The organism is Idiomarina abyssalis (genome assembly GCF_900116625.1).
GTDB classification, from domain to species: Bacteria; Pseudomonadota; Gammaproteobacteria; order Enterobacterales; family Alteromonadaceae; genus Idiomarina; species Idiomarina abyssalis.
This window is the reverse complement of record NZ_FPBE01000006.1, coordinates 1-25,124: the sequence shown is the minus strand read 5'-3', so window position 1 is coordinate 25,124 and position 25,124 is coordinate 1. Positions and strand designations below refer to the sequence as shown.

Here is a 25,124-nt window from a genome sequence, read left to right as displayed (position 1 = left end):
TCTGATATCGCCTGACATTCTGCTGTAGCCTGACATTCATGTCAGGTGAGATCCTGACGTAAACGTCAGGCTACCTAAGAGCATCAGGCTACATTCAAAGACAGTCTTAACGAGTGCGCTGGCAAACTTCTTCGTCGCTGAAGAAGTAAGAGATTTCGCGCGCAGCAGATTCAGTTGCATCTGAACCGTGTACCGCATTTTCGTCTATAGTCTCAGCATAGTCGGCACGGATAGTTCCTGCCAGTGCTTCTGCAGGATTCGTAGCACCCATAATGTCACGGTTTTTACGCACAGCGTCTTCACCTTCAAGAACCTGAACAACGATAGGACCTGAAGTCATGAATTCAACCAAAGCGCCAAAGAAAGGACGTTCTTTGTGTTCAGCGTAGAAACCTTCCGCCTGTTCTTTGCTTAAGTGCATCATTTTAGCACCGACAATGCGAAGGCCCGCAGATTCAAAACGGTTGTAGATAGCGCCGATTAAGTTTTTTGCAACTGCATCAGGCTTGATAATTGATAGAGTGCGCTCTAAAGCCATGGTTATAAACTCCAATAAAATAAAGGGATAAATTAGTCGCGCGGATTATACGTGAGATCAGCACAGAAATCGAATACCCAGTGATTGTTTTTTCACTTATTCTCAGCTAGGATGCTAAAACAAATTAGCCATATAGACGTCTATTTGACGATAAGGAGTTCTGACATGGCGAACAATGAATACCAACAAGCTACTCTGGGCGGCGGCTGCTTCTGGTGTGTTGAGTCTGCCTTCCTTCAGGTAAAAGGCATTCAGTCGGTTAAATCCGGCTACACGGGTGGTCATACGCCAAACCCCACTTACGAACAAGTTTGCACGGGAAACACGGGCCACGCAGAAGTCGCTCAACTCCAGTACGATCCGGAGCAGATCTCTTACCGTCAAATCTTAGAAATCTTTTTCACCCTGCACGATCCTACTCAGGTGAATCGCCAGGGTAACGATGTTGGCACGCAATATCGCACATCGATTTTCTATCATAATGACGAGCAAAAACGAGAAGCCGAGAAAATTATTGCAGAGCTAGAGGCTGACGACGCATTTGCAGCACCTATAGTAACGGAAGTCACCGAGTTAGGGACCTTTTATCCGGCGGAGGATTACCACGAAAACTACTACGCCAGAAACCCGGAAAACCCGTATTGTCAGGCAGTCATTTCACCTAAGCTGGCTAAGTTCCGCAAAACCTTTGCCGGCCTGCTGAAAGACTAAGCAGCCCCTCGCAAGGTACCGATAGTGCGGTGGATAAGCTCTACTGCACTGTCGATATCGTCTTCGGACGTGTAACGGCCAATACTAAAGCGCAATGAGCTCATTGCCAGCTCATGTTCAACGCCTAATGCCCTCAGCACATACGAAGGTTCAACACTGGCCGACGTGCAGGCCGAGCCCGACGAAAGCGCAAGATCTTTTAACGCCATTAGCAGCAGTTCACCATCAACTCCGGCAAAGCTGATATTGGTAATATGCGGAACCCGTTGCTGGTCAGAGCCATTCAGGGTTACACCTTCTAGCTGACTAACACCCTTCCATAACCGCTGCTGCAGGTTTTTAACCCGCACAGGCTCCAGCTCCAACTCATTACGCGCAATTTCAGCCGCAACACCCATGCCGACAATCTGGTGTGTTGGTAAGGTACCTGAACGCATACCCCGTTCGTGACCGCCGCCATGCATTTGCGCAAGTAGCCGAACTCTGGGCGTACGACGCACATAGAGCGCCCCAATACCTTTAGGGCCATACATTTTGTGAGCAGAAAGTGACATTAAATCGACAGGCAACTCAGCCATATCCATAGAAACTTTACCGGAAGCCTGGGCAGCATCAACGTGGAATAAGGTGCCATTTTCACGACAAAGTTGCCCAATAGCAGCAATGTCCTGAATAACGCCAACTTCATTATTAACCAGCATAACGCTTACCAGGACAGTATCTTCACGCAGAGCTGAGCGGAACAAATCCATATCCAGCAGTCCGTCGCTGCCAACGTCCAGGTAAGTAACTTCAAAACCTTCTTTTTCTAACTGAGCGCAAGTGTCTAATACCGCTTTGTGCTCAGTTTTCAGCGTAATAATATGCTTGCCTTTATCTGAGTAATACTGAGCCGCACCTTTTATTGCCAGGTTATCCGACTCAGTAGCGCCGGAGGTAAACACAATTTCGCGCGCGTCGGCATTGATTAAATCAGCAACCTGATGCCGGGCAACATCAACGGCTTCCTCAGCCTGCCAGCCGTATTTATGTGAACGTGACGCGGGGTTTCCGAAGAGACCATCCTGAGTTAAACAGCCCATCATCTTCTCTGCTACAACAGGATCTACAGGGGTGGTTGCAGCATAATCAAAATAAAGGGGTAGCTTGGGCACTTCGTTGCTCCTGACAAACTAAAGACAATATTAAAGATGTGAGTTTAACTTAATCTCTTCTTCACTTTTATTATGAAGTGAATTTTGCCGACTCAGAACATCGCCAACATCGCGCTTTTTCATCAGTTCAGCCAAGGTAATGCCGTCCAGGAAGTCCGCTATGCGGTCACTTAAGCCTTCCCACAACGAATGCGTCAAACAGCGCTCACCGCCCTGGCAGTTAGCTTTACCCTGGCAACGAGTCGCATCAATAGATTCATCAACGGCATGAATGACCGCACCAACAGAAATATCGGTTGCCGGGCAACCCAGACGATAACCACCGCCCGGACCACGCACACTGTCCACCAGTCCGTGCTTACGCAAACGCGCAAACAGTTGCTCTAAATACGACAGAGATATTCCCTGACGCTCAGAAATGTCCGCTAACGGCACAGGACCATTTGCCGTAAAAAGCGCAACGTCCAGCATAGCTGTAACTGCGTATCGACCTTTTGACGTCAGGCGCATGGTGGTTTCCTCTGGTGTTTAAATCAGCATAATATGTTATGAAATTTTACATTCCTGACTATTTTAGTCAAGTATTGCCTGTCGATTTATCCACCGAGGCTAAAATACCCCGCAAAATATTAATTTCGTTCTCTTCCGGCCGGGCACGGGTGAATAAGCGGCGTAATTTCGTCATTACCTGCCCCGGGTGCTGACGCACAATGAAACCCGTTTGGCTCAACGTCTTCTCAAGGTGCTCGTAAAACCGTTCTAAATCTTCGGCTCTTGGATACTCCGGTAATTCTCCAGAGCTGCGTTGTTGTGATTCCAGCCACTGCATGCGCAGTTCATAGCACACGGTTTGTACCGCCATAGCCAGGTTCAGAGAACTGTAATCCGGGTTTGTTGGTATATGCAGGTGGAACTGACTTTGCTGCAGCTCTTCATTGGTTAGGCCACTGTTTTCACGACCAAATACTAAAGCTACCTCGTGCTGTCCTACTTCTTCCAGCACTTTTTCAGCACACTCGCGAGGCCCTAAAAGCGGCCAGTCCAGCGTACGGTTACGAGCACTGGTCGCAATAACCAGACCGCAATCGGCAATCGCTTCTTGCAAGGTGTCCACAATAGTCGCCGATGCCAAAATATCAGTTGCACCAGCCGCCAAAGCGGATGCGTGACTGTCCGGCTCCTGCACAGGGTCTACTAACGTTAATTTAGACAGTCCCATGGTTTTCATGGCACGGGCAACAGAGCCTATGTTCCCGGTGTGAGAAGTGTTCACCAGAACAATACGAATGTTATCAAGCATGGCGTTTCCCTTGGATTTTTCTCGACTTATGGAAAAGTTTGGCATGATACCGTAACACTGGTATGATCCGCGACCGAAAATTGTTCTTTTACAGCACAGGTAATTGGTATGCATCCGATGTTAAATATTGCGGTGCGCGCAGCGCGTGCGGCCGGCAAAATTTTAGTTAAAAATTTCGATCAGGGCAGCCCTGTTGAAGCCGAATCAAAAGGCTTAAATGACTGGGTTACTGAAATGGATAAAGCCGCAGAGCAGGCTATTATCAACACTATCAAAAAGTCCTACCCGGACCATGGCATCATTGCAGAAGAAAGCGGTACCCAGGCTGGTAAAGAAAATGACTTCCAGTGGGTTATCGATCCGCTAGACGGCACCACCAATTACATGCGCGGTATTCCCCACTTTTGTATTTCTATTGCTTTGCTTCACAAAGGCTCTGTTCAGCAGGCCGTTGTGTATGACCCTATGCGCGAAGAACTCTTCACCGCATCTCGCGGGGCAGGCGCTCAGCTGAATGGCCGTCGTTTACGTATTTCACCGAAAGTGGAATTAAAAGGCGCAATTATTGCTACCGGGTTCCCATTCAAAATGAAAAACCGCTTACCAGAATACCTGGACATGTTCAGCAAACTGTTTGAACACTGTGCTGACGTACGTCGCGCAGGCGCAGCCGCTTTAGATTTAGCTTACGTAGCTGCTGCACGCCATGATGCATTTTGGGAAATGGGTTTAAAACCCTGGGACATGCTGGCCGGCGAATTATTAATTCGCGAAGCAGGTGGCATAGTCAGTGACTTTCAAGGTGGTCACAACTACATTCAGTCAGGCAACATAGCAGCCGGTGCACCAAAAGCATTAAAACAAATGCTGGCACAAATTCGCTAAGCTGTTTTTCAGTCGCTAAAAAGCAAAACGCCGTCTGAGCTAACCCAGACGGCGTTCTTTTTATAATTCGATTTCTTCCAAATCGAGCTCTAGCGAGTAATCCATTTCAGAGAGTTCTTCCCGCAACCGGTACTTCTCTTTTAGTTGTTCTATTTCACGCCATTTACGTTTTGCGGCGCGACCCTTTCCAGACTTGTCATTTACCTTTTGCAGTTCTTCGGAATTATCCATGGTATGACCCTCTGCTTTTTTGATACAACTTTTTTAATTATGGTATTAGCGCTGCAGTTAATCTGTTCGTTAACAAAAAAAACCACAACTCATAAGTACCACACACCGGGACACATTAAAAGAACTTTGTTACGGTTTTGTTAACAGGTTGTGGCAAAGGTATGAAGAATCATTGGTTAGTATTACTAAACCGTCATTTGCTTAAGTTCTACTAGCTGCTGCACGACTTTCTCTACATTTGAGGGTGCCCGCTTGGGCTGATAATTCAATATATATTCAACCAGTCCTTTACGTTCAAGAACCGGCACGCTGGGTGGTGAAGACAGTTTAACCCGTGCACTGCGGTGTGAGAAAAACACAACGCCGTCTATCCAGGTAGATGCGCGGTTTTTCTTCAGGTGCTCAGCTAAAACATGAACCTGTTTTTTTAACTGTTTTATTGGATTGCGGACTTTGGCTGTATAACGGCCACCTTTACGCCCTACTTTATGAGCTGTCCAGTAAGCCGCCTGATCGTCTCCTGTTACTTTGGAATTGTTGTTTTTCACTTCTACTACAAACACACCGTTAGGGCCCACAACAATTAAATCCAGCTCAGTAAACCCGCGTTTTGCTCGCGAGTTAGGGACATCAACCTGGTTAAACAGGACATAGCTATCGGGGAGCTTCTCTAAAAGCTTCAGTGTTTTCAATTCGCCTCTGGCGCCTGAACGTTTAGTGGATGCCGCCCCAACAATACTGAAGAGGTAAATTAATCCGACAATCCACCAGAGATTTGGTAATTTGTACATTAAAAAACCCGCAATAGGGGCGCCAATAATAGCGACCCAAATACGGGCTTTATTCACTTCCTGAGAGAGACGATTCTTGGTTATGTACTGCGTGTCGGCCATGACAAACTGACTGCTCTTTATTTCTAATGATGGTCATATTAAACCACCAAAACAGTCATTCGTCAGCCTTACTCCCTTACTGCTTTTGCCTTATAGCCTCAATCAGCTCGTCTTTTGTCATTTCGCTGCGGTTATCAATATCAAGCTGCTGCGCCCGGTTATAAAGCTCATCTTTGGTGCGCTCTTCCAGCCGGGTATTGGGGTTACCGGTACCCTGAGTGGTGGTGTTATCAGTAACCCCTTCCTCGCGCCGCTGCTTATTCACAGTGCGACTGGCTATTTCCTCTGCTTCGTCTTCACTCTTTCCGTCATCCAGCTGAGACTGCTTAATATGCTGATACATTCGCTCGTCTTTATCACGCCAAACGTCAGGCATAACAGCCTCCTACTCTTATTGGGAGTCCTTGCCACGTTGCTCAGGGGCAATCTGCTTATCTTTTTGCGAGTGCGTATCATGCGTTGAACCCGGCCGACGGTGATCTTCGCGGCTCTGGTTTTCTTTGTCCTGCTGAGACTGCAGTTTACGCTTTTCTTCTTCGGTCAGATCCTGCTCGTGTTTTTTAACTTTCGGATTCATTGGCCCTGTCATAAAGCCTCCTTAATCATTAAAAATGTCAGTGCGTTTTCTTTCCTTTTCATCGTTAAGTGTAGAAGAAAAAACAGTAAAATAAAGGCATACACTTAGCCCTTACTCTTATCCTCGTACATTCTCTGGTCAGCAAGCTTCAAAAGATCTTTAGGTGTGCCCGCGCCCTCTGTATTACTCGCGAACCCAATACTCAACGACGGTTTCAATATGCTTCCTGACACTTCGACGCTCTCACTTTCAACGTTCTTTTTTATATTTTCAATGATAGATGTAATGGCTTCTTCGGTCTCAACTCTATTCACAACTACTAAAAACTCGTCACCTCCCATTCGGGCCACGATATCCGAAGCTCGGACCGACTTCTCAAGACCATTAGCGACGAGTTGTAACATGCTATCACCCACATCATGACCATATTTGTCATTCACTTCCTTAAACCGGTTGAGATCAATAACCAACACATAAAAATGTTTTTTGGGCTTTCTCTTACTCATTAAGTTTTCGAGATAACTGAGTGAAAACCGTCGATTAAAAAGCTGAGTTAAAGCATCTCGATTCGCCATACTGCGCTCTATTTGGTAAGAACGCCAAAGCATAAAGGTTCCAAAGAAAATCAACGTATACAAAAATAACAGGCTCAGCCGTCCAATATCGATTAGAAGAGATTGTGTTTGAGTGATTGTCGCATCAAATTTCGCAGCTACCGCCCATTCACCATTAGGGACTATTAAGGTTCCTTGGTAATCCGACTGCTCAAAAGTTAGTTTGTCCCCTTCAAATACTTCCCCTTTTTCCCCAAGTCCATTAACTCCGCGTAAAGCGACTTTGGCATTCTCAATATATAAAAGCCCTGCCGAGTTCATCAGTCTGTCGTAATCAATAACCACACTTATTGAGCCCCAGTAATTCTCACTACGTGGGTAATCATAAAAAATAGGAAGCCGGGCTATAACAGCTCGCCCCCCCTGAACCAGTTCTAAAGGCCCTGCAAGAAAGACATCTTTTAAGTCACGAGCAGCTTTCACCGTTTTATATTGAGAGGGTACGGTTCTAAAATCTAAACCAACAGCCCTTTCATTTCCTTTTAGAGGTAGAATTTTCTCGACCACATCATTTGGTGCTATACCAACGTTACGAACATTTTGCGATCTCTCAATCAGACGAGAACCAATGTTTTGAAAATTCTTAGACGCATCTTCAGGGTCGATACTGAATACGGTTGCCAGACTATCGGATAAAAAAACATCCCTGAAAAGAGACGCCTCTAAAGAGGACTTAGCAAGCAGAAGCTCTGTTAGTGCTTCATCTTTAGCGGATTGCTTAATTCGTTCCTCCACTAAAGCTCCGATCCAGGCCGCGACCATTAATAAAGGAATTAACCCCACAATATAGAGGATTATCGCTATCAGTGAACTTCGTTTTTTTATAGCCAAAGGTTCCCCTAGTCTGAGGTTAAACTGCTGGGGGTCACCCGCACAGGTTCTACGTGGTACGAATTGGATTATCAAATAGACCCAACTCGCGTTTAAATATGTCATTAGTTATACGATTGCGCCAGACAAAGGGTTCATTCAACGATGCTAAATAGTTTTAGCGCTTTATCGATACCACAAAAAAACGATCCGATTAAGATTGGCCAACGTAATTTGATAAAACCTTTTACATAGTCACCTATGAACCTGACCGAACCTGAGAAATCCCGAATTATTGAAATGGCATGGGAAGACCGCACGCCGTTTGAGGCTATTGAAGAACAATTTGGCCTGCAGGAAAAGCAGGTTGTGAAGTTTATGCGTTCGCAACTTAAGCCCGGCAGCTTTCGCTTGTGGCGGGAACGTGTGTCGGGGCGCAATACTAAACATCGTAAACTGCGCCCCGCGGGAGTGTCACGCGGCTACTGCCCAACACAATATAAACAGCGTTAGGCAATAACGCACTAAAGCATACTTCTTAGAACCTTGTCCTTACGAATAAAGTGATGATGCAAGGCCGCAGCAACGTGTAAAGCAACCAATGCCATAAGTGCCATTGCCAGCCAGCCGTGCAGTTCTCTAAATACGGCATAATTCTCAATGTCGACAGTAAGCACCGCCGGTAAACGGAACCAGCCAAATACGTCTATGGGCCGCCCGGCAAAGTACTGCATTAAATACCCGGAAATAGGCATGGCGAACAACAGCAAATAAAGCAGCCAATGAGAAGCCTTAGCGACAAACTTCTGTAAACTCGATAGGTCACCAGGTAATGCCGGAATTTCATGGAACAAACGATTAACCAGGCGCGCAATAACCAATACGGCAGCAACAACACCGAAAGCTTTATGTACGGTTAAAATGCTTAACTGCCAGGGCTCTAATGAGCGAACCATTAATAACCCCGCCGCCAACATCGAAATAACCAACGCCGCCATAGCCCAGTGGAACAAGCGCATTGATACCGAAAACTTATGTGGGTTACTCATTGCCCTGCCCCTCTAGCTCACCCATTAACGCTTCTTTTGCTCTGCGCCGATAAGACTCGGCATAAGCCGCAGACCGAGCCCGCAGTATCGGGTCACGGGTTGCTTCAATGCCTGTTGGTAACACCAGCGGGTCGTAATTGATACCATGACATTCGCCCTGTAATTGCGGCGTTACCGCGGTAATAACAACTTGCCCCGCCGTAATTTGCTCGCGACTGTCCGGCCACGCCTTTGCTGGATTGTTCTCGTCGTCTTCCTCGTTTGCCAAAGTAAACATCCAGTCAAAAACAATGTCTTCTTTCACTACCCGGTTAGTAATTTCTTGATGCAGAGCATCCACACCCTCTAAGTTATCAGCAGGAACAAAAACCTTGGGTTGCATGGCCCAGCGTACGGCTTGCTCATTGCCTTCAGAGTTAATTAAGTAAAACGCATTAATGCTGTTATAAGTTTCGGCAGCAAAGCTTCCAGTGGGTTGATATTGCGCCTTCCAGCTTAAAAAGTCGCTGCTCTCAGGGTGCTCAGCAAAGAACGCCTGTATTGCTTTAGGGCCTGCCTGAATGGCCTGAATTTGCTGGTAAAAAGTATGAGGGTCTTTAACTGCCATAACCGGCGGCGTATTCATTGCAATACGCCATTGCTCGGTCGAGCTCATAGCAAAGCTTAATGCCAGGCTACGCACTGGTGCTTTTAAATCAGGTGCGGTTGGGTTATTGCCCGCCACCGAAAAGCGCCCGATAAAAGGCGTTACCCCCTGTTCAAATAGTGCGGCCTCAGAATAAGTAGCTAACTGCCCGTTAGAGCGAAACTCCCCCGTAACACAAATGCCTTTAGCGTGAGCTCTCCGAAAACCTTCGTGAGCCGCTTCGCCCTGCTGTAAATTCACAAATTGCTGCGCTGTTACTTTAGGCGGCTCTTGCGCCGCTGCGCTCACCATAGGAGCCAGCAGTAAAACCCAATACCGATTTTTCATATTGAAAGTACTCTTACTATCATTTATCTTGAATTCAAGATATACGATAATAGAGCATATTGAGTTCACTAGCGATGCAAAATTTAGAACGAATAAAACAACAATGGGCCAAAGAGCTCCCTGAGCTCGATACCTCAACCATGGAACTTGTCGGCAGGCTCCAGGTAATCCATAAACATATGACGTCTGCTATGAGTAATACTTTTCGCCAGTTCGGACTCACCGATGCAGGGTTTGATGTGCTGGCGACTTTGCGCCGTTCAGGAAAACCTTACCGGTTGAGCCCTAACCAACTACTGGAACAAATGCTGGTTACTTCGGGCAGTATGACCAGCCGCCTGACATTGCTTCAGAAAAAAGGGTTCGTGACACGTGAGCAGGATAAAAATGACGGTCGCGTTAACTGGGTAAAACTCACCGATAAAGGGCTAGTTCTTAGCAACCAAGTCATTCATCAACATGTCCAGACCCAGGAAAGGCTACTAAGCGTTCTGTCAGAAAGTGAGCGTTTACAACTCACTGAGCAGCTTAGCCGTTACTTAAAACGACAAGGCTTAGAATAAGTATTAGTCAATAGAACACTGCGCGCAGCGCTCTTTACCGGTTAATAGCTTTGAAATGCGGTTGCGGTTACGTGCAAAAAATAAATAGGTTTTGTCAGCAAACCAACGAATAACAGGCCAGCGCAGAGGGGCGATCATCCAGCCTTTACCGACTAACGACCAGGCCTCATAGGTGACATCCAGACCATAGATCATTTCACCGGAGCTGGTCTGCCCATGTAAATACTGGTTGGCCTTAGCAACGTCAACTTGAGGGTAGCGTTGGTTAAAATCCGGCTCATTAATATTCTCGAACTTTATTTGTCGTTTCTCGTCAAGCTTCCTTAAATGCCGCATTTCTTTAACGCACAATGGGCATCCGCCATCGAAAAAAATAATGAGTTCCGAGCTCTGTTGAGGCATTGCGACCACCACTTTATTGAGTTTCACTTTCTTATACGCTTCTTTTGCGTATTTGATTCATGATGTAATGCGAAAATCGGTTTGCAAATTCTGCCAATGTCTTTTCAACACGTCTTTTTGAGAATCAACCATGGGCAATTCCGACAGCTTATCAGGCCAGTTTTCTCTCGCTAAAATCAATGTTTCATTTAAGTGCACTTTAACCGCTTGCCATGGCACACCTATTCTATTTGCCCAGGCTTCAAATGAAGCCATATCGACATTATACCAGTTCTTGTTCCTGGCCATGTTAAGAGCAAATTCGAGTTCGCCAGCTACATAAGGCAAAGTAGATACAATGTCATACGCCGGAGAAAGCTTTGGTCGTAGCCCCTCAGAATAAATTAGAGACCAGTTTTTTAGATGTGCATCACCGTTAGCCAATAAAATATTAACCAATAGCCTTCTCGCCATTTGCTGAACATCTTTTAACCCCTGAGCGCCATATTGAAATAGCGCATCCGCAATTTGCTCATAATTGAACTTTTTATATTTGTCATGGGAATACACCTGAAAAACCTGTGCAAAATCTTCGGTATGTACACGCTTTCCGTCATCCCGGTCAAAACGCTTTATTGCGTAAGCATGTGTCTCATTAGGGAGCTGAATATCAGGCAAATTATCTAACTGATTCAGTTCAACCAGCTTAATTTCCGGTATCTCAATACCCGCAATTTGCGCTAGCCGCATCGCAGTATATTCGTTATAAGACACATGTTTGTGCACTGTTGAGGGTGTTTTGATTATCCAGCTATCAGCGTTGGCATCCCTACCAACGTTAAATCGACCGTCTTGTCCTTTCACTGAAGAGAACTTCATTTGTACGCCAGCCAGAGAAAACTTATCCTGACTGTGTTCGACATCAATCTGTACCGGCTCAACCTGTTCTCGATGATCAAGAGCCCAGCCCGGTACCTGACCCGCTTGTATTGGCTCAGCTAGCAAAGCGCCAGGCAAGTTTCGCCCCATATGAGCCATTAAGGGAAATTCATTGTCAGTGTGCACTTTTAATGAACGACTCATCCATTCTCTTAAAGCACCCTCAGGTAATAAGTTCGATAAAACAGGGGTCAGTCGCTGCGCGCTAACTAAGGGCTGAGTTAGATATCTCGCATCTGCCAGCTGTGTTAACGTCAACGTTTCACGTTGAGTTACCGGAAGCGCAATATAACTAGGCGAAAATACAAAGATATTTTTACCGCCCGAATAGTGCGTCAACACTCCAACTTCTTGGCCATTAAGAGACATTCTGAGTCCTTCAACATTTTCGACTCTTTTCATGGCTGTCATCATCCGTCCTTTAAATGCTTATGTTTGTTTGCCCAAAAGTCATCCGTCGACGAGGAGGATTCTACCGGTTGATGATTCTCTATTTGCTTTGGATCGGTAATGGACAACTCAAGCCCCAAGCCAGCTAAAATACGCAGCAATGTGGAAAATTTTAAATCTTGTCCTGATTCCACTCGTTGGTATTGCTGTTGAGACATGCCAATAAGCATTCGCATGTCTTTTTGCGATAAGTTCTGTTTTTTGCGCTCCGCAGCGAGGCGCTCTGCAATGTCTTTTAGCGTAGTCATAAAACAACCCAAATGATGTATACACACTCAATATACATCACAAATGTTGTAATTCAATATAAAAACAACTTTTTTATTGTCAAAACGCTTGCGAGTAAGATTTGTTAGTTAACCCTTTAACCGGCAACTGTCACCAGGAAAGACGCGCGGCAACACATGTTTCTTCAATAACTAATGAAAACGCCCAACCATTGCGCTCACACAATCGTTGAACAATTCCTAAACCCAGGCCATACCCATGTGACGAAGGGGTTTCGGTGGAAGCGTAGAGCTCATCGGTGTTGCGACTCTTCTGGTTGGCAATTAAAAGCTCGTGTTCTTTAATAGTGACGGTAACCGCTGCGCGGCCTTCAAAGGCATGCTCAAACGCGTTCCGCACGAGGTTATTAACGGCTATAGAGAAGGCTTGCGGATGTCCAAAAACGCTCGGATTCGCAAGCTCATCGATATCCACCCCGATGTTTTTCCCGTTCAGTAGATGGCGCTGCTGCTCTATTGCCTGGCTTACCACCGGCGCGACTAAGAACTGCTGGTCATAGCGTTCGTCATCGGTTTCGCGAGCAAGGCATAAAAACATATCAACGGTGGTTTTCATTTCGCGTGTGGCACGCCGTACCCGGTCTAACACCTTCACATCAGCCGCTGACAAATCACTTTGCTCCAACAGTTCAAGCGCGCCCGAAATAACCGTTATTGGCGTTCGTAACTCATGGCTGGCAGAACCGGTGAAGTCTCGCTCTCTGACCACAAACGCGCTGATTCGCTCAAGCGTCTTCTCGATAGTCTCGGCCAGCATACCCACCTCGTCATCGCCGAAGCGGCTTGACTCTATGCGCTTATGGTCGCCAGCCGATAAATTTTCCAGGTCGATGCCCGCGACAACTTTGGCAAGTTCCGCAACCGGAGCAACAGCTCTGCGAATAACCATAACGCCCAGTCCAAAACCGAGCACACCCAGCGTACCCACAACACCTGATATAATTAGCAGCCACCACCAATCCTCTGACGACTCAGCCTCAATTCCGGCAACGTCGTACACCACAAATGCACGCCCCAGTTCATTGTCGGAAGGTATTACCGCGACATGAAACTCGTCGGCCGTGAATTCATAGGTTCCCTCCTCAGGGTGAGATCGGGCCCAGTCCCGAAGCGGTTCCGGCAAACTGTCGATGTCATCATAGCCACGAGGGTTCATCGTCACAGCAGGATAACTGTCGGCGGCAACCTGAAGTTGCTGCGTCATTGCACGGTCTTCACTTAACTTAATTGCAGCGAAGAAGGCGAACCCCCAAACCACACTGAGTACGGCGACGCAGACCGCAAATGCAATAGCGACACGCTTGCGCAAACTATGACGGTAGGTCACTCCGGTTCCTCTGCAATGCGATAGCCGATACGGTGTACCGTGTGAATAAGCGGTCGCTCAAACGGCCTATCGATAAGCTGACGCAGCTTGTACATGTGTGAGCGAAGCGCATCATTATCAGGACGCTCGTCTGCCCACAGCAGTGTTTCAAGCTCATCGCGCGTTACAACAGACGGTGACTGCTCCATTAATTTTTGCAGCAGCCTCATACCCGCAGGCGTAATATCAATATGCTCTCCCGCCCGATGCACTTGCAGCGTGGATCGGTTCATCGTTAAGTCTGCCACGGTTAATAAATTCGTAGTTTTTCTCTGGTTACGTTTACAGAGTGCCTGCAGACGCGCGTGCAGCTCTTGTAACTCGAATGGCTTGCTTAAATAGTCGTCGGCTCCCGCCTTAAACCCATCGAGCTTATCGTCCAGCGTATCCCGTGCTGTTAACATCAAAATGGGCGTTTCTAATTCGGCTTCGTTACGCAACTTCTGACACACACTTAGCCCATCCATCCTTGGAAGCATCAAATCCAAAACAATAACGTCGAAGGCGTTCGACAGCGCCAGCTCCACCGCACTTGGACCATCATAAGCAAAATCTAAGACATAATTATGCTTTTCCAGGTACCCGGCAATGTTGCCGCAAATATCGCGGTTGTCTTCGACAATTAATGCTCTAATCGGCGTCGGCGCAAGCACCTGTCCCATTTTTGGTTCCCCTTACCAGGCATAATCGAATCGCAAGCCAATCAGCGGCTCCGCTTCACTATCATCATCCACTTGCACGCCCCGGCGATAATCAAACTCGGTGTCGTCACTCGAAGACGCCGCCGTTACGTTGATAACATCCAGAAAAGCCGTCACATCGACAGGACCAATTGCACGTCGGTAGTCTACGCGAAGATTAAATATGCCCGAGCCACTTTTACGACCAATGTTACGTTCTGTAATTTCCTTAGAGTAGCGCAAAGGTTGCCCCGGCCCCAGCACGTCAGCGTGGATAATAAAGTTATCATCGGGCCGGCCGGACAAATACTTGTATCGTCCAGCCACTTTCCAGCGATCGTTTATTTCCCAGGTCAGGCCTAGCGTAGCAACATGCTCACGGCTGAACTCAGCCGCCACGTCACCGCGACCGTCTTTACGGTCAACAACGGCGTCGTTATACGAGTAAGTCGCGGTCGTGTACAAACCTTCGGTAATCATACCGTTAGCGACAATATCGACACCATAGGATGATCCTTCGCCGTTGTTTGCAAAGGTTCCGTTTGCGCGGTCAAGATCAACCACCAGATTATCGAGGCTTTGATAATAAGCTTCTGTTAACACAGACCAACGATCACCGGGGAAGAACTGAACACCGACACTACTGTGTATGATTTCCTCGTTCTCAAGGTTGTTCGACTCATTTGCGGCAAGCTCTAAAAAGCGTGGCGACTGATGAAAAAGTCCCGCCGTCGCAAAGTATCTTACGGTTGCACTGGGCCGCCAATTAACACTGAAACGGGGCGATACCAGGCTTTCATCGGCAAAACCATCGCGCTCTAACCGCAGCCCGGCGCTGACATCCCAATCGCCCTGCTCAAAAACCTGCTCGACATAACCGGCATAGTTCGTTTCTTTGCGCTTTAATGACGAGTTGATGTTCTCTGGCGTTAGCACAATATACTTTTGATCCGGGCTCGGTCTAAAATCATCACTATCATAAACATACCGGATCCAGTCACCGTCTAAAACGGTATCGTAATCCAGCTCAAGCTGAGTTAACCGAACACCGGCACTTAATACACCCCACGAGTTCATTGTCTCGAAGTCACTGCGCCAGCCAATTTCCGTTTCACCCTCACCGATGGTGATAATGTTTTCACGCACCGGGAAACTGGACGCTGGAGCCCCCTCTGGAACACGTTCAGGAAACGCCTCGCCCTCAGAGCTCACTTTGTCGCTTTTACGGTAATAAAGTTTGTTATTCCAAACTGAATCTTCCCCAATCCATGAGCGCAATGTCAGGCCATATAAATCGCTATCTTGCTCGGAGTCTTGCAGCGCCGTATCTTCAAAATTTGGTGACTCGGCAACGTGCGTCACACCGCGCGTGTAGTCCTCATGAGTGTCTATCAGCAGAACTTCTAAAGTGTGTTTATCATTAATAGGGGTGACAGATTTGATGATGACGTCTCTTAGCACCGGTTCACCAATGTCTAACTCTTCAATGGTTTCAAATAGGGAACCGAAGTCCAGTCGGCGGGCAGAAACCAGCAAAGTTGCATCGTCTGTGATACCACTGGGGCCGTCATAGCCGACTTCATAGCCCGCAAGGTCATAACGAAAACTTGCGGAAGGGCTTGGGTTGCCATCTGCGACTTCCAGTTTAAGTAACGATGCAGCTCGGCCCCCATAGGCGGCACTCCAGCCACCTGGCGAAAACTCGGCACCACTTATCACGTTAGGTGCAAAAATCGAGAAGCGGCCACCACCGCCAACATCCTCTTCTTCGCCAAGAGTCGCATCAAAATGAATGGCTTTATCAAAAGGAAATTCATCAACAAAAAGTAAATTGTCTCTGGGTCCGCGACCGCGTACGCTAAAACTTGCGAACTCACTGGCCGATGCCAGACCCGGTAAACCGTCCAGCGACAGTAACGGGTCGGCACCACCGCCCACCGCACTGCGCAAGGCTTCTCTGTCCAAATAGGTGCTGCTGGCTGAAGCATAGGTTTCGGCTCGTTGCCCTTGAACCAAGACTCGCTCTATTGCCTGTTCAATAAGTTCGAATTCAATTTTGACATTTTTACGCGTGATCACACGGATACTTGGTTCATAAGCTGAAGCGAACCCATCTTTGGATACGTTGACGGAATAAAGACCGGGGTCGAGCTCATCAACAACAACGCGACCTTGAGAGTCAGTTTCTACCGACTGGCTGGAGTTGGTTTCGCGTTCTGTGAGCGTAATCTGCACAGTTGATAGTGGCCGGTCAGTCTTTTGATCTTTGATGATAAAAGTCAGCGCACCGGGGTCCTCTGCTGCGTATGTAAAAAGTGGAAAGCTCATTAAAAGCCCCCACAGCACTAACAGCCATACCTGTTTCAAATGCCTGCTCATTTTCTTATTCCTCCAGCTATCCGCCCTAATGAGTTAATTCGGAGCTTATAGACTAGCAAAGGGAATGTGACTAAAAAGTCGCCGGCCTGAACCTAGGCTTTACTTACCTGATAGTACGTCATCACCACGCAGCCAACTTTAGGAAGTAGTGCTAACATCTTCACCAAACGCTAGCGCAGGGTCGCTGTATTCCATAGAAGATAAGAGGCAAGGCAACCAAATATCAGCTCCTGAGTGGTTTACTGCACCACTACCTGACGTCTGGCTTGATGGTGAGCTATGGACAAAGCGTCAGAACTTTGAGGACTTGAGCTCTATTGTCAGAACGCAAATACCAGAAGAAGAACGTTGGCGCGAAGTCCAGTATATGGTGTTTGATATGCCTGACGCTCAGCTGCCTTTCGAAGAACGATACAAAAACTATTCGAACTTAATTGGGCAAATAAACACTGAACATATTAAAGCGGTTAAGCAGCAACGGTTTCATTCCAACCATGAGTTAAGCAAACACTTGCAAGCTATGGTTGAAAAGGGCGCAGAAGGCCTGATGCTACACTTGGCAACGGCACCTCATCAGTTTGGCAGGAGCGACGCTTTATTGAAGTTAAAACCCTATTTCGACGATGAGGCCGAGGTTATCGCCCATTTACCGGGCAAAGGCAAATATACCGGTATGCTCGGCGCTTTACGCGTGCGAAATCAACAAGGCATTGAATTTTCTATTGGTACTGGGTTTACAGATGCAGAACGCGCTAACCCGCCACCTGTCAGGAGTATCATTACCTACAAGTACCACGGCTACACCAATAATGGCGTGCCACGCTTTGCCAGTTTTTTGCGAATTAGGGAAAACGTAGAGGATGAATAGAACCCAGTACAGAACGCATATGCCGAAAATAGAAATAAATTACAAATTGACACCGTTGCGCAACACGCTACACTGATATTTTCATGATCAAAACTTATCACTGATGTCTACTATGCATAACCCTGTCCATCCTGGTGAATTTATTCTAGTAACCTATATGCAGCCTTTTGGCTTGAGTTGTCGGTATTTAGCGACAAAACTTAATGTTTCCCCTTCCACTTTAAACAGAGTTTTGAAGTGCCAAAGTGGCATAAGCCCTGAAATGGCGTTACGTTTATCGAAAGCTTTGGGCAGAAGCCCAGAGAGTTGGCTAGCGATGCAGGATGCATACGACTTATGGCATGCTGGAAAAAACTTAAGTTTAGATAAGGTTCAGAAGCTTGATCTTACCGTTGCATAGCAAAATCGTTTTTCAAAAAGCCCTAAGCGAGGCATATGATGAGCTCAACCAAAATTAATTACATTGAACTACCGGCGCGGAGCCTTGATGCAACCAAGCGCTTTTTTCAGCAGGCCTTTGGCTGGGAGTTTGTCGACTATGGTCCAGAATACTCTGCTATTCAAAATGCCGGGCTCGATGGCGGCTTTTACCAATCTGATTTGGTGGCGCAAACCTCAACCGGCAGTGCCTTGGTGGTGTTATACAGCAAAGACCTCGAACAAAGTTTAAAAAGCGTTGAAGACGCAGGCGGTAAAATCATTAAGCCGATATTTGATTTTCTCGGTGGTCGCCGCTTTCTTTTTACTTGCCCTAGCGGGAATGAGTACGCAGTATGGTCAGAATAATAAGACTCCGGCACATAAATCATTTCATAGTAACTCATCTGCCCACTGGTTAGCCTTAGCAGCGTCAACCGCCGTAAAAATTTCGAAAATACCAATCTATTTATCAAAAGTTTACCTAGTCTATAAATAGGTTTTTGACCTAACTCACTCAATGAGGAGGCAATATTATGAAATATTGGGCACTTGCTTTACTTTCATCAATAGCATTAGTTGCATGCTCAAGTTCGCCTGAGTACCGTCAGGCAGAAGATAACGGTTTCGGCTATAAGGAAAGCCAGCTAAGCGATACCCAATACCGGGTTCACTTTAAGGCGAAAGGTTCCGATACTGAAAAAGCAATGGACTTTGCTATGCTTCGCGCAGCTGAATTGACCTTACAAAATGACTACGACTGGTTTACTGTTTCCAGCCGTGAAACTCTGGTCGACAAAGAGCAGACACAGAATACATCTCAAGTAGGTTTTACTCGTCGTTACGAGCAAGTTCGCGAATGTGGCATATTGTCGTGCCGCACCACTACCAGGCCATCAACATCTTATGAAACGGGTGTCTTTGTAGGAGGTAATCGCGACAGCGAAGTCGAAGCCATAATGAGCATTAAGTTCGGTAAAGGTGAGCAACCGGACTCAGAATCAACTTTCGATGCCAGCGAAGTGCATGAAAACCTTAAACCAAAAGCAGAAGGCTCCTAGTAAACAACCTTATTAGGCAAAATCTTTCAACTTGAGGTGCCTGTCTATTGAGTCGGCAAGCGCTTTAGGCACCTCATGTTCAGTGGCTAACTCCCGCCACTGAGACACCGCGTTTATCACATCATCAATAATGGCATCAATTTCTTTGCGCTCTACCTTTGGTAACTGAACGTCTGCCAGCGCATAAAAATCGGCGCGGGTATGTCCGCTGCGCTTGCCATTTAACGACATCCAGTGCTGCTCTACCCAGGGGTTTCCGGGTTTATAGCTAAAGGCAACGTCGTAAGCCGGGCTCAACCGCCATTGCTTGTCCTCCAGCATAAAACCAAAGTTTTTGGAGTGATCATCGTGGTTGGTTGCTACGTGGTTAAACACCGTACGGCGGAACAAGTCTATAGCGTCCGTCCGTGGCAACCTCAGCTGTCGGGCAACCTGAAACAGCTCTTCATAAGAAAACGCGCCAATGTCGTGATAGTTCACGTGCTTAATAGCGGTAAGCGTTTGAATGTGCTTTTTCTCATTGCCTATTCTGTCAAAGCGTTTGGTCACAAAATGGCGTCTGTTGCCTTCATCCAGCAGGTGGCATGGCATCATATCAATGCCGGCTTGCGTGGCCATTAAGTAATACACATACTCCATGGCACCGTAACCGAGCGGATCGCCAAAAGTTTGCTGAGACGGGTCGCGCTCTTTTACTCCGTCAAACTTCAGCAGATAATGCTCAAACCCTTCGGGCACAAGTCCCTGCCCGGAGCGAACCTGGCTGAAGTCTTTATTAAATGCCAGTACCGCTTTTGGTCTCGCCCCACCTGCACTGGTGCCAACCGCTAATAAGGCCTGCATCATTTCTTTGTCTGCCGCGTCGTCAAAGTGGGTGCGCTGACGAAAGCCCTTTCGTGCATCGAGCACTTCCTGCGCTAACCTCATTAAGCTCTCGAGCTCTATGTCTTTGTTTTTGGCGTTGGTTTGATTCTTCCGTGCGGGGTGATACTCAAGAGCGCCCATGCCCCGCTCGCCGGTATACTGAAGCCGCTCAAGCGGGCTCAAAGGCTCGGTTCGATCGGGCTGTTGCGCAACCCATTGGTTCAGTACTGCATTACCGAAGTCATCGGGCAAAGAGTCTGCCAGCATGCCCGGCAGGCCTCTGAAGGTATCCCAATTTAACCCCGGAAAGGAATAAATTCTTCCCTTCTCGGCAGGCATGGTTAAAGGCGCCAGCGGAATGTTTTTTTCGACAAATTCAGATAAGTATTCGAACCGCGCCGCCGTGTCGCCTTTGTTATAACTTAAGGCACCGACAGGCTCGCCTTTATAGCGAACTTCAATGGTATTAATCACCAGTCCAGCTCCTTGTCATCGGCAGGTTTAACACGCGTTTTACCGCTCGCTCGCTTCTTCTGTTTGGTGCTGCTTTTAAGCAGTTGCACAGGAGAAACTCCCTCGTCCGGGAACGCGGCCAGTAAATTGTCGATATGACCCAAAGCCTGAAGAATAGCGACATAGGTCGGTAAGGTGCTTTTACCACCCTCGGCGGACTTAACGGCATTCAGTGAGACATTAGCTAAGGTAGCTAAGTCCTCCTGAGTTAAATCCTGGTTCAACCGATACTGCCTGACTCGCTGACCAATGAGTGCTGAAACACGATCAGAATTCATATAAAGAACCTTAAATAGACTTTAAACTGATGATTAGATTGTAGCAGACTATTTAAGGGACGTAATTATATTTATATAAAAGCCCTTATATGGATTACAAGGTATTTAATTAAAACTAAAAGACTTTAAGAGGGCTATAAAAATTTTTAACAGGGTTGTTAATAACACTTGATTTGAGTATGAATTGATAGTCCGCTTCGTTCCATGAGCGGACGTTAACTCCCCGCTAAACGGCGAACGTTAGCGAGTCCGGTGGAGGCCACATTTTTTTGTGGCCGGAACGTATTTGAGCGGCTTGTTAAGTATTTATAGTTGAGCCTCTAGCTCATCTTGAACTTCATGGAGATGCCTGTTGCACGCGTTGCTTAGATCTAGGTAAAACAATTTCTTTTTAGAGTCATCTTTTTCTTTATCTTCGATATGGTCAAAGTAAATCTTTCTGACTTCTTTTGACCCATAGACTGAAATTTTACTAGTGATATCTGATGGCCAGACACTATTAACGATAGGGTCATGCATTCTCGATAAAATATCTGAATACATCAATTCTAGGCGATCATGTTTAGCTCTTAATAACTCAATCTTCTTCTCGGATCTCCAGCGTCTTTGGCCCAAAACAAGAGTCACAATGGGAACTATGCTAGCTATTGCTGCACCAAGAAGAATATTTAAAAACTGTTCCATTAGATGAATTACTCCTTATGCTTAACGCCTCATTCAGACGCAATAAAATTAGCGAGGCACGAGCAAAAACCAGCTGTTTTTTGTCCTGCTGAAATGACTTGTTAGGTCTAAAGAGGTTGCACACCAATACGGTTGCCAACTCTTTTAAGGGCAATTTTTTTTCCTGACCAAAAATAGTCTTGGTATACCTTGCCTATGTCATTACGTATTTTGTCGCCGGTGGTAATAAAACCAAGTTTCTTATAAAAATTATCTAAATTCTTTATTTCAGGCTCTTCAACTGCAACTTGAATAAAGCCTTTATCAGTTACGTAAGATTGAGCTGCATTTACTAATTTTTTGCCAAAACCTTTCCCGCGCTCTTCTGGAAAAACGTATAACGAAGATAAAATGAATTGATTGTTCTCCATATCAGGAAAAAAACCCATAATGTATTTAGGGTTTTGGTTAAAATCAGGGTTAACAATATGGTGGTTATGACGAGAACGAGGATCATTTAATACATCATTTGTCATATCCGAAATAGTTTCTTTATAACACCTTAAGACCGCATTCTTAATTACATCACTTTCGTTTATCCATTCTGAAAGCTCATTGTTTGGGATATACATATCGTGCATAGGTTACTCCTTAGACCTAACATTTGTATATTGTGCATGCGCATTTAGAAACTCGTCCAATTGATAGTTTTCGGTTCTTAACTTACGGATCAAGCAGGCATTCCTGACTTGAAAGGTCCCGAGTTAGCAAAGGCAATTTGAGAATGCTCAGTTACACTCTACCTAGCGCACAATATCCAACTTTCATTTTTTGTTATGTCATTGACAGTAAACGACTTAAATAAACAACACAACAACACGCGCAACATTGCCGACGTGAATGTGCCGTGCACCGCTAGCGACACCCACACTGACGAATAATGGGACGGCTAGTCTCACTAGTTGGAGTAGGCTGAAAGTCCCAAGGTCCGCTCTTCGCTCAAAGCTGACGTTAAATCAGGCCTTTAGAGATCGAATATAAAGGGATATGGCACTCTTGTAGAATTGAGTATGGTGGATAAGCTATTCAAGTCAGAGTTCACCCGCCTGCTCAATAACTTCCGTCCATGATTTTTTAGAATGCCAATCTTTATATCTTTCCATCAAGGGTAGGTAGTGCTCAGGAATATCTGATTCGGGCGCGTTGCTATAAACATAAGCCATTCCCTCTCTAAACCATTCCGGTTTCATCATGGTCGAAACAGCACCAATTTCGGAAAATTGAAACCAATGAATCAATTCATGCTGGGTAATGTGACTTTGCCAAGACTCGGGAGCTATTACCGTACCAAGAAAAGGATATGAAATGGCCCGCTCACTGCCTCCTCCGAATGACTGATAACACTCTAAAGTAGAGCAATATACAAATACGGGCCTTGAGCGAAGAGGCACTCCAGCAGAAGAGACTGCATCGAAAGCAGATCCGTACAACTCTTCGACCTTTTCCATTTCTTTTGTGTACTCAACACAAATCGAGTTGTTACATTTCATGCCGTTTAAATGCGGAAATAGTAGTCTAACTGGTTTTGCGAACGACCATCCCAGCACCGGAAGCGAGACAAGAATCAACACCAATGACAACTTTTTTATCACTTTAAGCTCCCCTTTATACAACATTCATGTGTTTTTCATGCAGGTGGTGTAAATCGCTTAATAATAGGGTACTGACTCATAGGTCAGCAGAAGAATACCGTTATCAAGACACACTATTGGTAAATCAAAAACCACTCGAAACCCTAACGACTGCGCGATAAGTAGCTGTGGTTATGCGTTAATCGACATTAAACGAACCATGTATACAAGACAATAAAAAACGTAATTTATTGCAGAGGAAAGTATGAAGCCGCCTATTGGAGTCTTTAGGTCTTATGCATGAGAGAGAAACAGATAACTAGATATAATAGTTAAACCAACGAACGGCCGCTTGGAGCGAAGAACGGAGCTTTGGCTCTTCTATGCTACGATCCGCTGCCTACCTAAACTAAAGGCTAATCGCACTGTAATTATTAACATTGGATGGCGTTAAAGGTGTACGACAGAATTACCTCAGAAATATTGCACGTTTTGTTATTGTGTTGTGTATTTAAGTCGTTTAATGTCAGTTACATAATAAAGATTAAGATTAGGTATTGTACGCTGTTAGAGGATAACTGAGCATGTGCGAAAAGGAATTACAAGAAGTAAGAAGTGATTTGCCAACTAATATAGAGCAGCTCGATGTTAGAATGAGAAACATCGAGAAGATAGCCCAAACCATAGAAAATGTAACCGAAAATGGTTTTGCCTCTGCAAATGAATATTTAAAGAACAAAGCCGAACAAGAAAAGCTAGATCTTGAATTGGAAGATAGACAACATAAAAGATCTATATGGGTTTTAGGGTGTGTTGTTGTGGACTTCCCAGACTTTGCTAGACACTTTTAACAGTTACAATGTAACTTAAACTAGAGGTGTTTATGAGCAAAGGCAAACGGTATACCGAAGAATTCAAGATTGAAGCCGTCAAGCAGGTCACCGAGCGCGGTCACTCTGTTTATGACGTCGCTGATCGTCTGGGCATTTCCGTCAAGTCACTTTACGACTGGCGTGCTAAATACGGTCAGGACAATAAAATCAATAAATCCTCCGATGAACAACTGCGCATAGCAAAGCTTGAGGCCGAGCTAAAACGCGTTAAGGAGGAACGGGATATATTAAAAAAGGCCGCAAAGTACTTTGCAGGCGAGTCCGAGTAAAGTACGCCTTTATCCGTGATCATCAAAATCAGTTCTCTGTTTCAGCCATGTGCCGGGTGTTGAAACTGAACCGCAGTGGTTTCTATGCCTGGCTAAAGAAGCCTTTAAGCAATCGAGCCATAGAAGACGCGAGACTTTTAAAACGCATCAAAGCGTTCTTCATTGCCAGTGGCGGCACTTACGGCAGCCCCTGGATCCACAAAGACTTACGTGAAGCTGGTGAAAAATGCAGTGTCCATCGTGTTGCTAAGATCATGCGTCTCAATAAACTCAGAGCTCAAATCGGCTATAAGCGCCGGCATATCAAAGGCGGTAAGCCTGGCCGGGTGGCAGACAATGTCTTAGAACGGCAGTTTAACCCGAAAGCGCCGAATACTTCGTGGGTAAGCGACATTACCTACGTGCGCACTTACGAGGGCTTCCTTTACGTGGCAACGGTTATCGACTTGTTCTCCAGACGCGTTGTCGGCTGGTCAATGGACAAAAATATGGATAAACACCTGGTTATCAAAGCATTACTGATGGCGGTTTATCAGCGACGCCCGAAAGAGAAAGTTCTGGTACACAGCGATCAGGGCAGCCAATATGGCAGCTCTGATTACCTGACATTCATGAAAGAGCACAACCTAATACCATCGATGAGCCGACGTGGGAACTGCCACGACAACGCTGTTGCTGAAAGCTTTTTTGCCACATTTAAAAAGCGGGTCATCCGGAAGAAGATTTACCCGAGCAGGAACGAAGCGAAGACTGAGATATTTAATTTTATCGAGATGTTTTACAATCCCAAAAAGCGTCATTCTCATACAGGCGGGGTATCACCTGCTAACTTTGAAAAGGCGTACTTTGAGAATCTACAGACTGTCTAGTAAAAGCTGGGAAGTCCA

The 25,124-nt window shown here is 46.1% G+C and carries 32 protein-coding genes; 10 read left to right on the top strand and 22 right to left on the bottom strand.

All coding sequences use genetic code 11. The annotated features are described in order from the left end of the window. Positions 1 to 106: 106 nt before the first annotated feature. Positions 107 to 538, bottom strand: coding sequence for a nucleoside-diphosphate kinase (ndk, locus tag BM359_RS10555; protein ID WP_011235266.1), 432 nt, complete (start codon positions 536 to 538; stop codon positions 107 to 109). A 165-nt stretch (positions 539 to 703) separates the two neighbouring features. On the opposite strand from ndk, the gene msrA reads away from it, so the two are divergent. Then, positions 704 to 1,249: a peptide-methionine (S)-S-oxide reductase MsrA gene (gene msrA, locus BM359_RS10550; protein ID WP_054489340.1), complete on the top strand. Its 546-nt coding sequence runs from the start codon at positions 704 to 706 to the stop codon at positions 1,247 to 1,249. Here the strand turns inward: msrA and BM359_RS10545 are convergent. From BM359_RS10545 to trmJ, 3 genes are all read right to left on the bottom strand, one after another. Continuing rightward, positions 1,246 to 2,403 carry an IscS subfamily cysteine desulfurase gene (locus BM359_RS10545; protein WP_054489342.1) on the bottom strand — a complete coding sequence of 386 codons (1,158 nt, stop codon included), beginning with the start codon at positions 2,401 to 2,403 and terminating at the stop codon, positions 1,246 to 1,248. The two genes, msrA and BM359_RS10545, sit on opposite strands and share 4 nt — an antisense overlap. 30 nt (positions 2,404 to 2,433) lie before the next feature. After that, positions 2,434 to 2,913, bottom strand: coding sequence for a Fe-S cluster assembly transcriptional regulator IscR (gene iscR / locus BM359_RS10540; RefSeq protein ID WP_054489344.1), 480 nt, complete (start codon positions 2,911 to 2,913; stop codon positions 2,434 to 2,436). A gap of 67 nt (positions 2,914 to 2,980) precedes the next feature. Then, a complete protein-coding gene (trmJ, locus tag BM359_RS10535; RefSeq protein ID WP_054489346.1) occupies positions 2,981 to 3,703 on the bottom strand; it encodes a tRNA (cytosine(32)/uridine(32)-2'-O)-methyltransferase TrmJ in 723 nt (240 codons plus the stop codon). Positions 3,704 to 3,811: 108 nt separating this feature from the next. Between trmJ and suhB the strand changes: the two genes are divergently transcribed. After that, positions 3,812 to 4,588 (top strand): inositol-1-monophosphatase, encoded by a 777-nt coding sequence (gene suhB / locus BM359_RS10530; RefSeq protein ID WP_054489349.1) that lies wholly within the window; start codon positions 3,812 to 3,814, stop codon positions 4,586 to 4,588. Between the two features lie 60 nt (positions 4,589 to 4,648). On the opposite strand, the gene BM359_RS10525 is transcribed toward suhB, so the two are convergent. The 5 genes from BM359_RS10525 to BM359_RS10505 all read right to left on the bottom strand — a co-directional run bounded on the left by BM359_RS10525 (position 4,649) and on the right by BM359_RS10505 (position 7,734). Next, complete coding sequence (locus BM359_RS10525) at positions 4,649 to 4,819, bottom strand: DUF3545 family protein (protein WP_074930865.1); 171 nt, start codon at positions 4,817 to 4,819, stop codon at positions 4,649 to 4,651. 185 nt (positions 4,820 to 5,004) lie between these two features. Beyond that, positions 5,005 to 5,712, bottom strand: coding sequence for a nuclease-related domain-containing protein (locus tag BM359_RS10520; protein ID WP_054489351.1), 708 nt, complete (start codon positions 5,710 to 5,712; stop codon positions 5,005 to 5,007). 76 nt (positions 5,713 to 5,788) lie between these two features. Continuing rightward, entirely contained in the window at positions 5,789 to 6,088 is a 300-nt protein-coding gene (locus tag BM359_RS10515; protein ID WP_054489353.1) for a Rho termination factor N-terminal domain-containing protein, read from the bottom strand. A gap of 15 nt (positions 6,089 to 6,103) precedes the next feature. Beyond that, a complete protein-coding gene (locus tag BM359_RS10510; protein WP_054489355.1) occupies positions 6,104 to 6,301 on the bottom strand; it encodes a hypothetical protein in 198 nt (65 codons plus the stop codon). A gap of 92 nt (positions 6,302 to 6,393) precedes the next feature. Beyond that, positions 6,394 to 7,734, bottom strand: coding sequence for a diguanylate cyclase (locus BM359_RS10505; protein ID WP_159430343.1), 1,341 nt, complete (start codon positions 7,732 to 7,734; stop codon positions 6,394 to 6,396). Positions 7,735 to 7,974: 240 nt separating this feature from the next. Here BM359_RS10505 and BM359_RS10500 point away from each other — a divergent pair, with 240 nt between their 5' ends. Beyond that, positions 7,975 to 8,226 (top strand): TIGR03643 family protein, encoded by a 252-nt coding sequence (locus BM359_RS10500; RefSeq protein WP_054489357.1) that lies wholly within the window; start codon positions 7,975 to 7,977, stop codon positions 8,224 to 8,226. Positions 8,227 to 8,237: 11 nt separating this feature from the next. Here the strand turns inward: BM359_RS10500 and BM359_RS10495 are convergent, their stop codons facing one another. Then, complete coding sequence (locus BM359_RS10495) at positions 8,238 to 8,762, bottom strand: cytochrome b (protein ID WP_054489359.1); 525 nt, start codon at positions 8,760 to 8,762, stop codon at positions 8,238 to 8,240. After that, positions 8,755 to 9,735, bottom strand: coding sequence for a catalase family peroxidase (locus BM359_RS10490; RefSeq protein ID WP_054489361.1), 981 nt, complete (start codon positions 9,733 to 9,735; stop codon positions 8,755 to 8,757). Before BM359_RS10490 ends, BM359_RS10495 begins: the two co-directional genes overlap by 8 nt. 74 nt (positions 9,736 to 9,809) lie before the next feature. Between BM359_RS10490 and BM359_RS10485 the strand changes: the two genes are divergently transcribed. Next, complete coding sequence (locus BM359_RS10485) at positions 9,810 to 10,298, top strand: MarR family winged helix-turn-helix transcriptional regulator (protein WP_054489363.1); 489 nt, start codon at positions 9,810 to 9,812, stop codon at positions 10,296 to 10,298. Between the two features lie 3 nt (positions 10,299 to 10,301). On the opposite strand, the gene BM359_RS10480 is transcribed toward BM359_RS10485, so the two are convergent. The 6 genes from BM359_RS10480 to BM359_RS10455 form a co-directional block, all read right to left on the bottom strand. Beyond that, complete coding sequence (locus BM359_RS10480) at positions 10,302 to 10,700, bottom strand: thiol-disulfide oxidoreductase DCC family protein (RefSeq protein WP_054489365.1); 399 nt, start codon at positions 10,698 to 10,700, stop codon at positions 10,302 to 10,304. Positions 10,701 to 10,757: 57 nt separating this feature from the next. Beyond that, positions 10,758 to 12,020, bottom strand: a complete 1,263-nt coding sequence (locus BM359_RS10475; protein ID WP_054489402.1) for a type II toxin-antitoxin system HipA family toxin — start codon at positions 12,018 to 12,020, stop codon at positions 10,758 to 10,760. Between the two features lie 8 nt (positions 12,021 to 12,028). After that, positions 12,029 to 12,316 (bottom strand): helix-turn-helix domain-containing protein, encoded by a 288-nt coding sequence (locus BM359_RS10470; protein WP_054489367.1) that lies wholly within the window; start codon positions 12,314 to 12,316, stop codon positions 12,029 to 12,031. A gap of 130 nt (positions 12,317 to 12,446) precedes the next feature. Next, positions 12,447 to 13,682: a sensor histidine kinase gene (locus BM359_RS10465; protein ID WP_054489369.1), complete on the bottom strand. Its 1,236-nt coding sequence runs from the start codon at positions 13,680 to 13,682 to the stop codon at positions 12,447 to 12,449. Further along, positions 13,679 to 14,383 (bottom strand): response regulator transcription factor, encoded by a 705-nt coding sequence (locus BM359_RS10460; RefSeq protein ID WP_174507664.1) that lies wholly within the window; start codon positions 14,381 to 14,383, stop codon positions 13,679 to 13,681. Before BM359_RS10460 ends, BM359_RS10465 begins: the two co-directional genes overlap by 4 nt. 12 nt (positions 14,384 to 14,395) lie before the next feature. Continuing rightward, positions 14,396 to 16,780, bottom strand: a complete 2,385-nt coding sequence (locus BM359_RS10455) for a TonB-dependent receptor (RefSeq protein ID WP_054489370.1) — start codon at positions 16,778 to 16,780, stop codon at positions 14,396 to 14,398. Positions 16,781 to 16,928: 148 nt separating this feature from the next. On the opposite strand from BM359_RS10455, the gene BM359_RS10450 reads away from it, so the two are divergent. The 4 genes from BM359_RS10450 (at position 16,929) to BM359_RS10435 (ending at position 19,126) form a co-directional block, all read left to right on the top strand. Beyond that, positions 16,929 to 17,648 (top strand): DNA ligase, encoded by a 720-nt coding sequence (locus tag BM359_RS10450; RefSeq protein ID WP_082332151.1) that lies wholly within the window; start codon positions 16,929 to 16,931, stop codon positions 17,646 to 17,648. A 103-nt stretch (positions 17,649 to 17,751) separates the two neighbouring features. After that, positions 17,752 to 18,048: a HigA family addiction module antitoxin gene (locus tag BM359_RS10445; RefSeq protein WP_054489372.1), complete on the top strand. Its 297-nt coding sequence runs from the start codon at positions 17,752 to 17,754 to the stop codon at positions 18,046 to 18,048. Positions 18,049 to 18,083: 35 nt separating this feature from the next. Then, positions 18,084 to 18,434, top strand: a complete 351-nt coding sequence (locus BM359_RS10440) for a VOC family protein (RefSeq protein ID WP_074930863.1) — start codon at positions 18,084 to 18,086, stop codon at positions 18,432 to 18,434. Between the two features lie 167 nt (positions 18,435 to 18,601). Then, positions 18,602 to 19,126 carry a CC0125/CC1285 family lipoprotein gene (locus BM359_RS10435; RefSeq protein WP_054489376.1) on the top strand — a complete coding sequence of 175 codons (525 nt, stop codon included), beginning with the start codon at positions 18,602 to 18,604 and terminating at the stop codon, positions 19,124 to 19,126. 12 nt (positions 19,127 to 19,138) lie between these two features. On the opposite strand, the gene BM359_RS10430 is transcribed toward BM359_RS10435, so the two are convergent. The 5 genes from BM359_RS10430 to BM359_RS10410 form a co-directional block, all read right to left on the bottom strand. Continuing rightward, positions 19,139 to 20,464, bottom strand: a complete 1,326-nt coding sequence (locus tag BM359_RS10430) for a type II toxin-antitoxin system HipA family toxin (RefSeq protein ID WP_054489379.1) — start codon at positions 20,462 to 20,464, stop codon at positions 19,139 to 19,141. Continuing rightward, positions 20,461 to 20,781, bottom strand: a complete 321-nt coding sequence (locus BM359_RS10425; RefSeq protein WP_054489382.1) for a helix-turn-helix domain-containing protein — start codon at positions 20,779 to 20,781, stop codon at positions 20,461 to 20,463. Before BM359_RS10425 ends, BM359_RS10430 begins: the two co-directional genes overlap by 4 nt. 306 nt (positions 20,782 to 21,087) lie before the next feature. Then, positions 21,088 to 21,465 (bottom strand): hypothetical protein, encoded by a 378-nt coding sequence (locus tag BM359_RS10420; protein ID WP_054489384.1) that lies wholly within the window; start codon positions 21,463 to 21,465, stop codon positions 21,088 to 21,090. A 107-nt stretch (positions 21,466 to 21,572) separates the two neighbouring features. After that, the gene (locus BM359_RS10415; RefSeq protein WP_054489386.1) at positions 21,573 to 22,085 is read right to left on the bottom strand and encodes a GNAT family N-acetyltransferase; all 513 of its coding nucleotides are present in this window, start codon (positions 22,083 to 22,085) and stop codon (positions 21,573 to 21,575) included. Between the two features lie 450 nt (positions 22,086 to 22,535). Further along, positions 22,536 to 23,096: a hypothetical protein gene (locus BM359_RS10410; protein ID WP_143441144.1), complete on the bottom strand. Its 561-nt coding sequence runs from the start codon at positions 23,094 to 23,096 to the stop codon at positions 22,536 to 22,538. A 563-nt stretch (positions 23,097 to 23,659) separates the two neighbouring features. Between BM359_RS10410 and BM359_RS10405 the strand changes: the two genes are divergently transcribed. Both BM359_RS10405 and BM359_RS10395 read left to right on the top strand, forming a co-directional pair. Next, positions 23,660 to 23,926: a hypothetical protein gene (locus BM359_RS10405; protein ID WP_054489389.1), complete on the top strand. Its 267-nt coding sequence runs from the start codon at positions 23,660 to 23,662 to the stop codon at positions 23,924 to 23,926. Between the two features lie 32 nt (positions 23,927 to 23,958). Then, a protein-coding gene (locus BM359_RS10395; RefSeq protein ID WP_143441137.1) for an IS3 family transposase occupies positions 23,959 to 25,106 on the top strand; the annotation gives its coding sequence in 2 pieces (ribosomal slippage) (positions 23,959 to 24,196 and positions 24,196 to 25,106; 1,149 coding nt in all). Positions 25,107 to 25,124 lie beyond the last annotated feature (18 nt).